We start from the raw sequence: 15,072 nt of genomic DNA, 5'->3' as shown, positions 1-15,072 counted from the left end.
CGAGTCGTCGCGGCGCTCCTCGCTCGACGACCGGATCGAACCCGACCGGTCGTCGAGCGAGCGCAGCGAGTCGAAACGCATCAGATGTCGAGGAAGCGGACGTCCTTGGCGTTGCGCTGGATGAAGCTCCGGCGCGACTCGACGTCCTCGCCCATCAGCACCGAGAAGATCTCGTCCGCCGCGGCCGCGTCGTCGATCGTGACCTGGCGGAGGGTGCGGGTGTTGTGGTCCATCGTCGTCTCCCACAGCTCCTTCGGGTTCATCTCGCCCAGACCCTTGTAGCGCTGGATGCCGGAGTCCTTCGGCATCCGCTTGCCGTTGGCCAGGCCGTCGGCCAGCAGCGCATCGCGCTCCCGGTCGCTGAACACGTACTCGTGCTCGGCGTTGGACCACTTCAGCCGGAACAGCGGCGGCATGGCGAGATAGACGAAGCCGGCCTCGATGAGTCCGCGCATGTAGCGGAACAGCAGGGTCAGCAGCAGCGTCGTGATGTGCTGGCCGTCGACGTCGGCATCGGCCATCAGCACGATCTTGTGATAGCGGGCCTTCGCGACGTCGAAGTCCTCGCCGATCCCGCAGCCGAACGCCGAGATGATCGCCTGGATCTCGTTGTTGCCGAGCGCGCGGTCGAGCCGCGCCTTCTCGACGTTGAGCACCTTGCCGCGCAGCGACAGGATGGCCTGGGTCTCGGGGTCGCGGCCGCGCACGGCCGAGCCGCCGGCCGAGTCGCCCTCGACGAGGAAGATCTCGCTGATCGAGGGGTCTTTGCTCGTGCAGTCCTTGAGCTTGTCGGGCATGGATGCCGACTCGAACACGCTCTTGCGCCGCGCCGTCTCCCGCGCCTTGCGGGCCGCGAGGCGCGCGGTCGCGGCGTCGATCGCCTTCATGATGACCCGCTTGGCCTGCGCGGGGTTGCGGTCGAGCCAGTCGGTGAGCTGGTCGCCCACGACCTTCTGCACGAACGCCTTGGCCTCGGTGTTGCCGAGCTTCGTCTTGGTCTGACCCTCGAACTGCGGCTCGGACAGCTTGACGGAGATGACCGCGGTCAGACCCTCTCGGATGTCCTCACCGGTGAGGTTGTCGTCCTTCTCCTTGAGTAGGCCCTTCTCGCGCGCGTACTTGTTGATGTACGTCGTCATCGCGGCGCGGAAGCCCTCTTCGTGGGTTCCGCCCTCGTGGGTGTTGATCGTGTTGGCGAAGGTGAAGACGTTCTCCGTGTAGCTCGTCGTCCACTGCATGGCCAGCTCGAGGGAGATGTGGCGCTCGGTGTCTTCCGACTCGACCTCGATGATCTCGTCGTTGACCACCTCGGCCTTGCGGATCTTGTTGAGGTACTCGACGTAGTCGACCAGTCCGCGCTCGTAGTGGAAATCGTCGAACGGCTGCTTCTCGACGGCCTGCCCGTCTTCGCCGTCGACGACGTAGGCCGAGGAGGCGCGCAGGTCGCTGAGCGTGATCCGCAGACCCTTGTTCAGGAACGCCGTCTGCTGGAAACGGGTGCGCAGCGTGTCGTAGTCGAAGTCGGTGGTCTCGAAGATCGAGGCGTCGGGCCAGAACGTGATGGTCGTGCCGGTCTCCTCCGTCGCCTCGTCCTCGCTCAGCGGAGCCTGCGGCACGCCGCCGTCGCGGAACGACTGGCGCCAGACGTGCCCCTGCCGGCGCACCTCGACGTCGAGGCGGGTGGACAGCGCGTTCACCACCGACGAGCCGACGCCGTGCAGACCGCCGGAGACCGCGTACCCGCCGCCGCCGAACTTGCCGCCGGCGTGGAGCACGGTCAGCACGACCTCGACGGTCGACTTCCCCTCGGTCTTGTGCATGTCGACCGGGATGCCGCGACCGTTGTCGACGACACGGATCGCCCCGTCCTCGAGGATCGTCACCGTGATCGTGTCGCAGTAGCCGGCGAGGGCTTCGTCGACGGAGTTGTCGACGATCTCGTACACGAGGTGGTGGAGGCCGCGCTCACCCGTCGAGCCGATGTACATGCCGGGGCGCTTGCGCACCGCCTCGAGGCCCTCGAGCACCTGGATGGCGTCGGCCCCGTACTCGTTCTCGACCTTCTGGGACTGCTTCGGCGGAAGTTCCTGGGGAACGCTGTCGGGGGTGTCGGACGTCATAGGTTTCGAGCGCTCCTGAATGGTCGATCAAAGACGTCTCATTCTACCCCCAGTCACCCCTCGAAAGCCCGCAGAAAGCCCCTGTGGCGCCCTGAAATCGTTCCGGATGCCGTCGGACCCTCCTCAGCCGTAGGTATCGCGAGGACCCCGCCCTGGAACGGCTCTGGGGCCCCATTTCCACGAGGGGACGTCCGGCCCGACGAATCGGACGTTCTGCACACCGGCATCCGGGAACCGTCTCATCAGCTGAGTGACGATCTCGGCCCGCATCAGCTGGAGGTTCTTCGCCCACGCGGTGGAGTCGCACTGCACGGTGAGCAGCCCGTCGGACAGCGCCACCGGATGGGCGTGACGCGCCGTCTCCTCGCCGGTGACGTCCGTCCACTGCAGCACGAGGTCCTCCCGCGCCAGCTGGGTGTCCCACCCCGACTGACGGGTCAGATCCGCCAGCACGTCGGCCACGCCCTTGGGATCGCGCCCGGGCGCGAACGGCTGCTTGTCGTCGTCCTCGGCCGCACGTCTCTTGCGCCGTCGCGCGGTCCGCGGCGAGGGCTCGAGACCGCGCAGCCGCAGATACGTGCCGATCGTCTCCGGCACCATCCCCGGCACCTCGTCACTCATCGACGCCTCCCGTCGTGGCGGGTTCGATGATCGTCCCCGCGACGACCCGCACGGTGCGCGCGCGCAGCGCGCTCGGCACATCTTCCTCCACCGCCGCGGTCACCACCACCTGCTCGTATCCCTCGACCAGGCCCGCCAACCGGGCGCGGCGATCCGTGTCGAGCTCGGCGAACACGTCATCGAGGATGAGGACCGGATCGCCCAACTGCGACTGGGCGCGCAGCAGCTGCGCAGACGCCAGACGCAGGGCGAGGGCCACCGACCACGATTCGCCGTGCGATGCGTAGCCCTTCACCGGCAGGCCCCGCACGCGCAGCAGGAGGTCGTCGCGGTGGGGTCCGACGAGAGTGAGCCCGCGTTCGAGCTCGGAGGAGCGGCGCGCGGCGAGCGCATCGCGGAAGTTCTCGCGGACCTCCTCCGCGCTGAGTCCGGTCACCGCTGTGCGGTCGCCCGCCTGGTCGGCCTCGTCGTCGTCGACGTCGGGGTCCGCGCCCCCGATCGACAGCATCCATTCCAGCTCCGGCCGGTGATCCTCGCCGGCGATCGCGCGGTACGCCTCGGCGACCGGGCCGGCGAGGTCGTCGGCGAGCACCGAGCGGGCGCGGATGACGTCGGTGCCCAGCTGCACCAGCTTGTCGTCCCAGACGTCGAGCGTCGTCAGTGCATCCGCGCGGATGCCGCGGGCGCGCGCGGACTTCAACAGCGCGTTGCGCTGCTTGAGCACGCGGTCGTAGTCCGCCAGGACGCCCGCCATCCGCGGAGCGCGCTGGATGAGGAGCTGATCGGCGAAGCGGCGACGCGCGGAGGGGTCGGAGCGGACGATCTGGAGATCCTCCGGCGCGAAGAGGACGACCTGTGCGTAGCGCGGGAGCTCGGCGGTGCGGACAGCCGAGCCGTTGACTCGGGCCTTGTTGCTGCCCGACCGGTTGAGCTGGGCCTCGAGCAGCACACGACGGTCACCGTAGGCGAGACGCATGCGGACGATCGCGGCATCCGCCCCGTCGCGCACCATCGGGGCATCCTGCGAGACCCGGTGGGAACCGAGTGTGGCGAAGTAGCCGATGGCCTCGGCGAGATTCGTCTTGCCTTGACCGTTGCGACCGACGAACACGTTGGCGCCCGCCGCCAGAGTCACATCGGCGGCCGCATAGTTGCGGAAGTCGACGAGGCTCAGCTGTTCCACGATCACCGATCCAGCCTATGCGGCAGCGCCGACGCCGGTCGGAACGCGAGGATCGTCAGCGCAGCAGGAGATTCGGCTGCAGCAGGTACTTGAAGCTCTCCGGGGTGCCGGAGGTCTGCGGCGTGATGAGCACCGGGCTGAGCTTGTTCGCGTTGTCGCTCGAGGTGAACGTGATGCGCGCGAACTCGCTCTTGACGGCGCCGAGCGCTTCGAGCAGGTACTGCGGGTTCAACCCGAGCGTGACCTCCTCGCCCGCGAGGGTCGCATCGACGGACTCGGTCGCCCGCGCCTGCTCGGTGCCGGACGCATCCATCGACACGCCGTCCTCGGTGAAGGTGAAGCGCAGCGGAGCGGAACGGTCGAGCACGAGGGCGACGCGTCGCACCGCCTCGGCGAGCTCGGCCGTGTTCACGACGGCGTAGTGGTCGGTCTGCTCGGGGAACAGCCGACGCACGGGCGGGAAGTTGCCCTTGATGAGCAGCGACGTCACGGTCTTGTTGCCGGCGGTGAACGCGATGATCTCCCGATCTCCCGAGCCGGAGAACGCGACCTGGATGTCACCCGAGTGGGCGAAGGTCTTGCCGACCTCGGTGAGCGTGCGCGCGGGGACGAGCGCGGTCGTCGACTCGTCGCCGGCGACACCGCCGCCGTCCCACGCGACGTCGCGCAGGGCGACGCGGTAGCGGTCGGTCGCGACGAGGCTCAGCTGCGTGCCGGCGACCTCGAGCTGCACACCCGTGAGCACCGGGGTGACGTCGTCGCGGGACGCGGCGAAGGCGACCTGGGCGATCGCGGTGGCGAAATCCTCCGCGGGGACCAGACCCGACTCGCCCGAGACCTCGGGGATCGCGGGATATTCCTGCACCGGCATCGAGGCGAGGGTGAAGCGGGCGGAGCCGCAGCTGAGGACGATGCCGTCGTCCTCACCGACCTCGATCTGGATCGGCGCGTTCGGCAGACGGCTGGCGATCTCCGACAGGAGTCGGCCGTGGACGAGGATCGTGCCGGGCTCGTCGACGGTCGCTTCGATGGTCGTGCGCGCCGAGGCCTCGTAGTCGAACGCCGCCAGCGACAGCCCCTCGTCGGATGCTTCGATCAGCACACCCGCCAGGATCGGCTGCGGGTTCCGCTGCGGCAGGAGCTTGACGACGAATGACACGGCCTCGCTGAACACATCGCGATTCACGTGGAACTTCACTGGCGCTCCCTTGACGTCGAGTAGGGCCCTCCCATGCTAGTGCCCCGACCGGAACGGATTGTCCCGGCATCCCGTCGACCGCCTCCGACGCCTCGCACCGCAGAGGTGATCGAATCGGATTCTCTAAGGAAGGTCTCTGTCATGGTGTTAACGGCTGTGGAAACTGTGGACAACTCCGCCGATCCCAGTCGCGACAGGGAAACCACACGCGTGTAAGTTGTGGGCGCGATGCGGAGAGCCGGTGCGGACGCCATCGTGCACCCCGGTCGAGACATTCTTGTCATCCACAGCTTCGGGCCATCGACTCACAAGAGTCCACGGGGAAGTGGAGTTATCCACAGCCTGTCCACACTGTGCAGAACGCGCATATTGGCGGCGCCCGTGCGCCGATGTCAAGCGCTCCGCACGCAGAAGACCCCCGGTTTCGTGGCCGGGGGTCTTGCGGGCCGCGGGATGCCGCGGGCGAGAGGTCAGCGTCCGACGCGGCCGAGCTGCGTGGTGATCTCGGAGACCTGGTTGTAGATCGAGCGGCGCTCCTTCATGAGCTCGCTGATCTTCTTGTACGCGTACATGACCGTGGTGTGATCGCGATTGCCGAACAGCTGGCCGATCTTCGGCAGGGAGAGACTCGTGCGCTCGCGGCACAGGTACATCGCGATCTGACGGGCCGTGGCGATCGACTGCGACCGGCTGGATCCGTAGAGGTCGTCGACCGACAGGCGGAAGTACTGCGCCGTCGCCGTGATGATGTCGGTCGGCGAGATGACGTTGGCGTCGTCGGTGTCGACGATGTCGCGCAGCACCGTCTGGGCGAGGGAGATGTCGAGATTGGAGCGGTTCAGGCTGGCGAAGGCCGACACCCGGATCAGCGCGCCCTCGAGCTCGCGGATGTTGCTCGACACCTTGGTGGCGATGTACTCGAGCACCTCGTCGGGGACGAGCAGCCGCTCGGACTGCGCCTTCTTGCGGAGGATCGCGATGCGGGTCTCGAGGTCGGGGGCTTGGACGTCGGTGATGAGGCCCCATTCGAACCGGCTCCGCATGCGGTCCTCGAACCCGGTCAGGTGACGCGGGGGGACGTCGCTGGTGATCACGACCTGCTTGTCGTGGTCGTGCAGCGTGTTGAAGGTGTGGAAGAAGGCCTCCTGGGTCTCGGCCTTGCCCTGGAGGAACTGGATGTCGTCGATGAGAAGGATGTCGACGTCGCGGTAGCGCGCCTGGAAGGCGGATCCGCGGTTGTTGGCGATCGAGTTGATGAAGTCGTTCGTGAACTCCTCGCTCGAGACGTACCGGACGCGGATGCCCGCATACAGACTGAGCGCGTAGTCGCCGATCGCATGCAGCAGGTGCGTCTTGCCCAGACCCGAGTCGCCGTAGATGAACAGCGGGTTGTACGCCTTCGCCGGCGCCTCGGCCACGGCGACGGCGGCCGCGTGGGCGAAGCGGTTGGACTGGCCGATGACGAAGTTGTCGAAGCTGTACTTGGGGTTCAGTCGCGTGTCGTTGCGCGACGGCGCGGCCGCGGTCTCCACGTAGTCGTCCGCCGCAGGCCGCGCGATCGGCACGGGAGCGGATGCCGACTGCACCGGGACGGGCACGGTGAGGTGGGCGTCGGCGAGCTCCGGGTTCACCACGACGCGGAACGAGGATGCGGCCGGCTCGGCGTCGACGCGCGCGAGCGCCTCCATGATCGGTGCGCGCAGCCGCTTGTTCAGCTGTGCGGCCGTCAGGTCGTTCGGCACGTCGAGGTACAGGGTGCCGCTCATCACGCCCTGCGCGACGGCGAGACTGATGAACCCCTGCAGCTGGGGGGTCACCCGTTCGTCGCCCGACAGCTCCTGCAGCACTGCGGTCCAGACGGGGACATCCGGAATATCGTGCTGTGACATGTCCCCTCCGGGGGTGCGATCGGTGCGGCACAGGCGATCGTGAACGACGATCGAGCCTGTGGATAACTACCGCAGTCACGGTAGTCAGCGACCCTGTGAAGAGCAAAATCCACTGTAGATCCGCCCCGCGTGTCTTCACCAGACGCTATCCACAGTCCGTGGATAATGTGCCGTCCGGCTCGGCCGGTTTGAGTTCTCGTCGCTCTCGACGTAGCCTTAGTCGGTTGACTTATGCCCTGGGGTGCCCTCGGACGCCCCCGGACAGTCCCTGTACCCCGTGTCCCCGGTCTAGAGCGTTCGGGTGACCGCCGATCCGGAGTGATCCTCATGAGCAAGCGTACGTTCCAGCCCAACAACCGTCGTCGCGCCAAGAAGCACGGCTTCCGCGCCCGCATGCGCACGCGTGCCGGCCGTTCGATCCTGTCGGCGCGCCGCGCCAAGGGTCGCACCGAGCTGTCCGCCTGATCCGACGAAAGTGCTGGCGCGCGGGAACCGCATCACCCGCGGGGCGGAGTACAAGACCGTCGTCCGCAGGGGCGTCCGCTGTGCCGCGCCGCACACGGTGACCTACGTCATCGCGTCCGCCGAAGACCGCCCCGCGCGGTTCGGCTTCATCGTCAGCAAGCAGGTCGGCGGCGCCGTCACGCGCAACACCGTGCGACGTCGGCTGAAGGCCGTCTGCGCCGAAGCCCTTCCCGGCGTCGGCCGTGGAGCGGATGTCGTCATCCGGGCACTTCCGTCCGCGGCATCCGCCGACTTCGCACAGCTGCGCGCGGAGGTCACGCGCTGCCTCGCCCGACGGGCCGCGGCGTGAGCACCTCGACACTTCCCTCCTACGCGCTCGGCTCCGGCCGGCTCTCGCCGACGTCGGCGCTGCGTGCGGTGCCGCTGCTTCCCCGCAACGCCGGGCTCGTCCTCCTGCACGCGTACCGTGCGACGATCTCCCATCTCTACGGCGACGTCTGCAAGTACTACCCGTCGTGCTCGGCGTACTCCGTCGGCGCTGTGCAGCAGCACGGTCTCCTCAAGGGATCGGCGCTCACCGCAGCTCGCCTCGCGCGATGCCACCCCTGGGCCCGTGGTGGAATCGACGACGTGCCCCCGCACGCGCACTTCCGACACGAGCTGACCCGTCATGGGTTCGTCGTGCCATCCACAGACGACGGGTCCGCGGACTCCTCGCCGAGAAAGGACTGATCCGTGCTGGATCTTCTGTATGCCGCCGCCGCCGCTGCGACGCCGACCCCGGTCGTGCCGACGCCGACGACGCCCGCGCCGTCGAGCAGCCTCGACTTCTTCAGCACCATCATGTGGCCGTTCAAGTGGATCGTCGAGGCGATCCTCGTGTTCTGGCACTGGATCTTCACCTCGGTGGGCCTGCCGGCCGATGCCGGACTCACCTGGGTCCTGTCGATCATGGGGCTCGTCATCGTGGTGCGCAGTGCCCTGATCCCCCTCTTCGTGCGGCAGATCAAGAGCCAGTGGAAGATGATGGAAATCGCTCCTGAACTGCGGAAAGTTCAGGAGAAGTACCGCGGGAAGAAGGATCAGCTCTCCCGTGAGGCCATGAGTCGCGAGACCATGGCGCTGTACAAGAAGCACGGCACCACGCCGGTCTCCAGCTGTCTGCCCCTCCTCGTGCAGATGCCCATCCTGCTGGGCATGTTCTACACCTTGAGCGACGTGAAGAAGCACGCGGAGTGGGGCGTGGGCGGCGTCGGTCTGCTGAGCAAAGACCTGACGTGGCAGTTCTACGAGGCGAAGCTGTTCGGCGTCGCTCCCCTGCACACGAGTCTCATCGAGGCGTTCAACCAGAAGCCCGACGGCTGGGAGGCCACCGTCGCGATCCTCGTGGTCCTGGTCATCCTGATGATCGCGTCGCAGTTCATCACCCAGCTGCAGATCATCTCGAAGAACCTCTCCCCCGAGGCCAAGACCGGCCAGGCCTACCAGATGCAGCGCATCATGCTGTACATCCTGCCGCTGGCCTTCATCTTCTCCGGTGTGTTCTTCCCGCTGGGTGTGGTCCTCTACTGGTTCACGTCCAACATCTGGACGATGGTGCAGCAGTTCCTCGTCATCCGTAACCTGCCCACGCCAGGTTCCGAGGCGGCGAAGGCACGTGAGGAGAGGCTGGCGCGCAAGGGTAAGGCGATCGACGCGAACGGCAAGATCGTTCCGCTCGAGAAGTACCAGGCCGAGCAGCAGCGTCTGTACGAAGAGGCGCAGAAGGCGAAGGCGCAGGCTCCCAAGCGTCAGCAGCCGGTGAGCAAGCAGCGCGCCAAGAAGCAGTCGAAGAACACCAAGCCCAACACCGACTCGTGACCGGGTCGACGTCTCTCGAGGAACAGTCATGAGCACCACTTCCGACCACGACGCGGCCGAGCGCCCCGCGGCCACGATCGAGCAGCTCGAGCAGGAGGGCGACATCGCCGCCGATTACCTCGAGGTCCTGCTGGACATCGCGGACATCGACGGCGACCTCGCCCTCGACGTCCGCAGCGGCCGAGCGTACGTCTCGGTGGAGAACGATGACCCGGCATCCCTTCGTCTGCTCGCCGAACCCGACACCGTCCAGGCTCTGCAGGAGCTGACGCGCATCGCGGTGCAGACGAAGACCGGACGCTTCTCCCGCCTCATCCTCGACGTGGGTGGCTCGCGCGATGCGCGGCAGCGCCAGCTGGAGAAGCTGGTGGATCGTGCGATCGCACGCCTGGACGAAGGGGCGACGCAGGCCTCGCTCCCCTCGATGACGAGCTACGAGCGCAAGCTCGTCCATGACATCGTCGCGGACCGGGGTCTCGTGTCCGAGTCCTACGGTGAGGGCGCCGACCGTCACACCGTCATCCGCCGCTCCTGATCCGATGGACGATGTTTCACGTGAAACACCGGTGATCGAAGATGAGCCGGCCGTCGCGGTATCCCTCTTCGGTGGCCGTATCGACCTCGCGCGTCGCTTCACTGCCGCGCTGGGCGCGTACGGTGAGGAACGCGGACTGATCGGCCCGCTCGAGCCGCCCCGTCTCTGGAACCGTCACATCCTCAACTCCGCGATCGCCGCTCCCCTCTTTACTGCGGGAGCCCGTGTCGGAGACGTCGGCTCGGGCGCGGGTCTTCCCGGGCTCGTGCTCGCGATCGCCCGCCCCGACGTCGAGTGGGTGCTCATCGAGCCGATGGAGCGTCGCGTCGCCTGGTTGCAGGAGCAGAAGGACGAGCTCGGGCTCGACAACGTCGCAGTCGTGCGCGCTCGGGGTGAGGAGTGGAAAGAGGGTGCGGTGCTGGATGCCGTGACCGCGCGCGCCGTGAGCGCCCTGCGCACCCTTATCCCCCTGACCGTTCCCCTGTTGCGCGCCGGAGGAGAGCTGATCCTCCTCAAGGGCGTCAACGCCGAGAACGAGATCGCCGCGGCGGAGAAGGCCATCCGCAAGTACAAGCTGAGCGATGTGCGCGTCGAGGTCGTCGGTGAGGGCATCATCTCCGAGCCGACCCGCGTTCTCCGCGCCACCCGTTCCGCCTGACCGCGCCGCCGCCAGATGTTTCACGTGAAACGCACGTGAGGGCGTTTCGACTCGGCGCTGCGCGCCTCGCTCAACGACCGGGACGGGTAGCGCGAGCCCCGGCCGTTGAGTGAGTGGAGCGAGTCGAAACGTGAGGCCTCGCTTAACGGCCGGCATGGGCAGAGTGACCACCGGCCGTTGAGCGAGCGAAGCGAGTCGAAACGTGGCGAGGACGCTGGTAGGTGTTTCACGTGAAACAGGCCGTTTCGACTCGGCGCTGCGCGCCTCGCTCAACGAACGGGACGGAGTAGCGCGAGTCCCGGCCGTTGAGCGAGCGAAGCGAGTCGAAACGTGGCAAGCACGCGGGTACCTGTTTCACGTGAAACGGGGCGTTTCGACTCGGCGCTGCGCGCCTCGCTCAACGACCGGCATGGGCAGAGTGACCACCGGCCGTTGAGCGAGCGGAGCGAGTCGAAACGTCGCTCGACCACAGACGCCCGCACATGTTTCACGTGAAACGGGACGTTTCGACTCCGCGCTGCGCGCCTCGCTCAACGACCGGGAGTCAGCGAGCGAGGCGAGTCGAAACGCGCAAAGGCGCCGGGGGTTTCACGTGAAACCCCGTCGGCGGTGGGTCTCGATGACCAGGGTGTGGGACCCCTCGACTACAGTAGAAGAGTCCCGAAAAGACAGGAGTTGATGGTGCCGGAACCGGAGAACGCGACCGCACCCGCACCCTTCTCCATCGACGACAGCCCCATCGCGCGGGAGCTCGCGGATCTCACATCCCGCCGCCGAGCGCTGGACGCCGTCACGGTCGACTTCCACGGCGAGACACGCATCCTCACCGTGTCGAACCAGAAGGGCGGGGTCGGCAAGACCACGACCACCGTCAACATCGCCGCGGCCCTCGCTTCTCTCGGTGCTCGCGTCCTGGTGATCGATCTCGACCCGCAAGGCAACGCATCCACGGCCTTGGGGGTGCCGCACTCGGCCGATATCCCGAGCGTCTACGACGTGCTGATCGACGAGTTCCCCCTCGCCGAGATCATTCAGACGAGCCCGGAGTCGCCGAACCTCCTGTGCGCTCCCAGCACCATCCACCTCGCCGGCGCCGAGATCGAGCTGGTGTCGCAGGTGGCCCGCGAGCATCGCCTTCGGACGGCCATCGAGGACTATCTGGCACAGGCCGACGAGCGCCTCGACTTCATCCTCATCGACTGCCCGCCCTCGCTGGGACTGCTCACCATCAACGCGTTCACGGCTGCCGGGGAGCTCCTGATCCCGATCCAGTGCGAGTATTACGCCCTGGAAGGCCTCAGTCAGCTGCTGGGGAGCGTCCGGATGATCCAGAAGCACCTCAACCCGCGGCTGCACCTCTCGACGATCCTGCTCACGATGTACGACGGACGCACTCGGTTGGCGCAGCAGGTGGCCGACGAGGTTCGCCAGCACTTCGCTCGCGAGGTGCTCCACACGGTCATCCCGCGATCGGTCCGCGTGTCCGAGGCGCCGAGCTTCGGCCAGACCGTCATCGCGTACGACGGACAGTCCGCCGGCGCCGTCTCCTACCGCGAGGCAGCGGTCGAACTCGTCCAACGCGGACAGCGCACCACCACGAACGAGGAGAACTCCTGATGGCCAAACGCACCGGTCTGGGCCGTGGAATCGGCGCCCTCATCCCCACCGCCGACAGCGCGGAGGCGCGGCCCGTCGACGTCTTCTTCCCGGGTGCGCCCCTCGCGACCGTACCGACGCCGGATGCCGCCGATGCAACGGATGCCGGGGGACAGGCGGATGCCGCAGCATCCACGCCCGATGACACCCCCGGCGACCTCGTCGCGGTGCCCGGTGCGCGCCTGATCTCGCTCGATCCGAACGACATCGTCCCCAACCCCCGCCAGCCGCGGACCAACTTCGACGCCGACGACCTGGCCGAGCTCGTGCACAGCGTTCGGGAGTTCGGGGTGCTGCAGCCGGTGGTCGTGCGCCTGAACGAGGACGGCGCCTACGAGCTCATCATGGGTGAGCGCCGCACCCGTGCCTCACGCGAGGCGGGCCTCACCTCCATTCCGGCGATCGTCCGCGACACGGCGGACGAGGATCTCCTACGCGACGCGCTTCTCGAGAACCTCCACCGGTCGCAGCTGAACCCGCTCGAGGAGGCGTCGGCGTATCTGCAGCTCCTCGAGGACTTCGGCATCACTCAGGAGCAGCTCGCGTCGCGCATCGGCCGTTCGCGGCCCCAGATCAGCAACACGATCCGCCTGCTCAAGCTCCCGATGCCGGTGCAGCAGCGCGTCGCGGCCGGTGTCATCAGTGCCGGGCACGCACGCGCGATCCTCTCGCTGGACGACTCCGATGCGATGCAGCGGCTCGCCGACAAGATCGTCAACGAAGACCTCTCGGTGCGCGCCGCGGAGGCTGCGGCGAAGGGAGCGGCGGAGCTGGGCGCACGGCGTCCGGCACCCAGGGCCGGCGCCCGTCGGGCCCACCTCGATGACGTCGCCGAGCGACTCGGTGACCGCCTCAACACCAAGGTGAAGATCACTTTGAGTGCGAGAAAAGGCCAGATCAACATTGATTTCGCCACGATCCAGGATCTCAACCGCATCCTGGGGGAACTGGGGGAGACCGAGTACGGCGTCGGAGCCGGCGCGTAGGCTGGCAGGGTGACCGATCGTCCTCACCTTCCCCGGCGCGCCAGTCTGGAGCTGCTGCGCGCGGAGGCATCCGACGAACTGTCGGTGCTGATCGAGGAGCGCATCCGCGACGGTGAAGATCCCTGGGACTTCATGGAGGATTTGCCCTCCGTCGACGAGCTGGTGGTCCTCACGCTGCGCGCGGAGAACATCGCGTCGGACGGCGGCAACAAGCCCACGGCGGCGAGGAACTATCGCGTGCTTCGCCAGATCGCGTTCGACTACCCGCCGCTCACGCGTGCCGTGTGGCGTCTGCTGGGAAGCGAACCGCACCGGCGCTGGGACGCCTCGGTGCGAGCCGAGGCATCCTGATCAACGCCGGTGCGGTGAGTCTGCCGTGCATCTGCGGTGGGCCGCACGTGGCGGCGTCACGCGCGAGGGTCGTCAGCCGAGGTATGCGGCGAGGTCCTGCTCGAGCGCGAACTTCGGCTTGGCGCCGATGATCGTCTTCTCGACCGCGCCCTTGTTGAACACCTTCATCGCGGGGATCGAGGTGATCTGATACTCCATCGCGAGGTTGGGGTTCTCATCGACGTTGAGCTTGAGCACCGTGATCTTGTCGCCGTTCTCCGACTGGATCTCGTCGAGGATGGGTCCGACCATGCGGCACGGACCACACCACGCGGCCCAGAAGTCGACCAGCACGGGTCCCTCGGCGTCGATGACGTCCTGCTGCCAGGTGCTCTCGCTCGTGGCCTTGGCGGTCATGTCTGTCTCCTTCGTTGCGAGCCGCCATCGTGCGGCTCTGGGGTATCAAACGCGACGGATGCCGGAGATGTTCCCCGACCCGTGCGGGGCTCAGGCGACGGGCTCGAGCCCGTCGATCTCGGCGGCATCCACCTCGGGCGCACCGGCGTCGCCGCGCGCGGCGAGGTAGTGCTCCACGTCGAGGGCGGCCGTCGTACCGCTGCCGGCCGCCGTCACCGCCTGGCGGTAGATGGGGTCGACGACGTCACCGGCCGCGAAGACGCCGGGAACCGACGTGCGCGACGAGCGGCCGTCGACCCACACGGTGCCGTGCTCGGTGAGCTTCAGCGAGTCGTGCACGAGGTGCGTACGCGGGTCGTTGCCGATCGCGACGAAAACCCCGGTCACAGGCAGTTCTCGCGTCGAACCGTCGACGGTGTCGCGCAGCAGCAGACCCGTCACGGCGTCACCGCCGAGCACGTCGACGACCTCGCTGTTCCACACGAACTCGATCTTCTCGTTCGCGAAGGCGCGCTCCTGCATGATCTTGGAGGCGCGCAGCTGGTCGCGGCGGTGGATGATGTACACCTTCGACGCGAACTTGGTGAGGAACGTGGCCTCCTCCATCGCGGAGTCGCCGCCACCGACGACGGCGATGGCCTGCTCGCGGAAGAAGAACCCGTCGCACGTCGCGCAGTAGGAGACGCCGTGTCCGGACAGGCGCGACTCGCCCTCGATGCCCATCTTGCGCGGTGCCGAGCCGGTGGCGAAGACGACGCTCTCGGCCTCGTGCTCCGTCCCGCTGCCGAGGACGACCTTCTTCACGTCGCCGGTCAGCTCGAGCTTCACGACGTCGTCGTAGACGACCTCGGTGCCGAACTTCTCGGCCTGCTCCTGCATCTTCGCCATGAGGTCGGGTCCCATGATGCCCTCGGGGAAACCGGGGAAGTTCTCCACCTCGGTGGTGTTCATCAGCTCGCCGCCCGCCTCCACCGAGCTCGCGATGAGCAGCGGCGAGAGGTTCGCCCGCGCCGCGTAGATGGCGGCGGTGAATCCGGCCGGACCGGAACCGATGATGATGACCTGTCGCACGTGCTCTTCCCTTTCCGCACGAGCCCCTGACGGGCTCCAGTGCGTGCAACCAATGCTAACCGCGGGGCATTCCGAGCAGACGG

16 protein-coding genes are annotated in these 15,072 nt (G+C 67.4%); 9 read left to right on the top strand and 7 right to left on the bottom strand.

All coding sequences use genetic code 11. The features are described 5' to 3' along the window. Positions 1 to 80 precede the first annotated feature (80 nt). The 5 genes from gyrB to dnaA all read right to left on the bottom strand — a co-directional run bounded on the left by gyrB (position 81) and on the right by dnaA (position 7,011). Positions 81 to 2,120 carry a DNA topoisomerase (ATP-hydrolyzing) subunit B gene (gene gyrB / locus KY498_RS12060; RefSeq protein ID WP_060960833.1) on the bottom strand — a complete coding sequence of 680 codons (2,040 nt, stop codon included), beginning with the start codon at positions 2,118 to 2,120 and terminating at the stop codon, positions 81 to 83. A gap of 123 nt (positions 2,121 to 2,243) precedes the next feature. Continuing rightward, positions 2,244 to 2,741 (bottom strand): DUF721 domain-containing protein, encoded by a 498-nt coding sequence (locus tag KY498_RS12055; protein ID WP_060960832.1) that lies wholly within the window; start codon positions 2,739 to 2,741, stop codon positions 2,244 to 2,246. Beyond that, the gene (recF, locus tag KY498_RS12050) at positions 2,734 to 3,930 is read right to left on the bottom strand and encodes a DNA replication/repair protein RecF (RefSeq protein WP_101307107.1); all 1,197 of its coding nucleotides are present in this window, start codon (positions 3,928 to 3,930) and stop codon (positions 2,734 to 2,736) included. Before recF ends, KY498_RS12055 begins: the two co-directional genes overlap by 8 nt. Before the next feature lie 49 nt (positions 3,931 to 3,979). Beyond that, positions 3,980 to 5,122, bottom strand: a complete 1,143-nt coding sequence (gene dnaN / locus KY498_RS12045; RefSeq protein WP_060960830.1) for a DNA polymerase III subunit beta — start codon at positions 5,120 to 5,122, stop codon at positions 3,980 to 3,982. A gap of 470 nt (positions 5,123 to 5,592) precedes the next feature. Continuing rightward, positions 5,593 to 7,011 (bottom strand): chromosomal replication initiator protein DnaA, encoded by a 1,419-nt coding sequence (gene dnaA / locus KY498_RS12040; protein ID WP_060960829.1) that lies wholly within the window; start codon positions 7,009 to 7,011, stop codon positions 5,593 to 5,595. A gap of 327 nt (positions 7,012 to 7,338) precedes the next feature. Here dnaA and rpmH point away from each other — a divergent pair, with 327 nt between their 5' ends. The 9 genes from rpmH to KY498_RS11995 all read left to right on the top strand — a co-directional run bounded on the left by rpmH (position 7,339) and on the right by KY498_RS11995 (position 13,522). Then, positions 7,339 to 7,476: a 50S ribosomal protein L34 gene (rpmH, locus tag KY498_RS12035; protein WP_005054680.1), complete on the top strand. Its 138-nt coding sequence runs from the start codon at positions 7,339 to 7,341 to the stop codon at positions 7,474 to 7,476. 10 nt (positions 7,477 to 7,486) lie between these two features. Then, positions 7,487 to 7,825: a ribonuclease P protein component gene (rnpA, locus tag KY498_RS12030; RefSeq protein ID WP_101305164.1), complete on the top strand. Its 339-nt coding sequence runs from the start codon at positions 7,487 to 7,489 to the stop codon at positions 7,823 to 7,825. Beyond that, positions 7,822 to 8,208 (top strand): membrane protein insertion efficiency factor YidD, encoded by a 387-nt coding sequence (yidD, locus tag KY498_RS12025; protein WP_223849537.1) that lies wholly within the window; start codon positions 7,822 to 7,824, stop codon positions 8,206 to 8,208. Before rnpA ends, yidD begins: the two co-directional genes overlap by 4 nt. 3 nt (positions 8,209 to 8,211) lie before the next feature. Then, positions 8,212 to 9,336, top strand: a complete 1,125-nt coding sequence (gene yidC, locus KY498_RS12020; protein WP_219879382.1) for a membrane protein insertase YidC — start codon at positions 8,212 to 8,214, stop codon at positions 9,334 to 9,336. A 28-nt stretch (positions 9,337 to 9,364) separates the two neighbouring features. Then, entirely contained in the window at positions 9,365 to 9,871 is a 507-nt protein-coding gene (locus tag KY498_RS12015; protein WP_060960826.1) for a R3H domain-containing nucleic acid-binding protein, read from the top strand. A 4-nt stretch (positions 9,872 to 9,875) separates the two neighbouring features. After that, complete coding sequence (rsmG, locus tag KY498_RS12010; RefSeq protein WP_191009268.1) at positions 9,876 to 10,529, top strand: 16S rRNA (guanine(527)-N(7))-methyltransferase RsmG; 654 nt, start codon at positions 9,876 to 9,878, stop codon at positions 10,527 to 10,529. A gap of 681 nt (positions 10,530 to 11,210) precedes the next feature. Beyond that, positions 11,211 to 12,146 (top strand): ParA family protein, encoded by a 936-nt coding sequence (locus KY498_RS12005; protein WP_101307108.1) that lies wholly within the window; start codon positions 11,211 to 11,213, stop codon positions 12,144 to 12,146. Continuing rightward, the gene (locus KY498_RS12000; RefSeq protein ID WP_191009269.1) at positions 12,146 to 13,171 is read left to right on the top strand and encodes a ParB/RepB/Spo0J family partition protein; all 1,026 of its coding nucleotides are present in this window, start codon (positions 12,146 to 12,148) and stop codon (positions 13,169 to 13,171) included. The genes KY498_RS12005 and KY498_RS12000 overlap by 1 nt, the downstream gene beginning before the upstream one ends. Positions 13,172 to 13,180: 9 nt before the next feature. Continuing rightward, on the top strand, positions 13,181 to 13,522 hold the full coding sequence (locus tag KY498_RS11995; protein WP_060960823.1) for a hypothetical protein: 342 nt from the start codon (positions 13,181 to 13,183) through the stop codon (positions 13,520 to 13,522). Positions 13,523 to 13,594: 72 nt separating this feature from the next. Here the strand turns inward: KY498_RS11995 and trxA are convergent, their stop codons facing one another. Together trxA and trxB are read right to left on the bottom strand one after the other, a co-directional pair. After that, positions 13,595 to 13,918, bottom strand: a complete 324-nt coding sequence (gene trxA, locus KY498_RS11990; protein WP_060960822.1) for a thioredoxin — start codon at positions 13,916 to 13,918, stop codon at positions 13,595 to 13,597. 90 nt (positions 13,919 to 14,008) lie between these two features. After that, positions 14,009 to 14,989, bottom strand: a complete 981-nt coding sequence (trxB, locus tag KY498_RS11985; protein WP_191009270.1) for a thioredoxin-disulfide reductase — start codon at positions 14,987 to 14,989, stop codon at positions 14,009 to 14,011. Between the last annotated feature and the right edge of the window lie 83 nt (positions 14,990 to 15,072).

The organism is Microbacterium sp. PAMC21962 (genome assembly GCF_019443465.1).
GTDB classification, from domain to species: domain Bacteria; phylum Actinomycetota; class Actinomycetes; order Actinomycetales; family Microbacteriaceae; genus Microbacterium; species Microbacterium hominis.
Note: the sequence above shows the minus strand (reverse complement) of the source record. Positions and strands in the feature narration are given on the sequence as shown.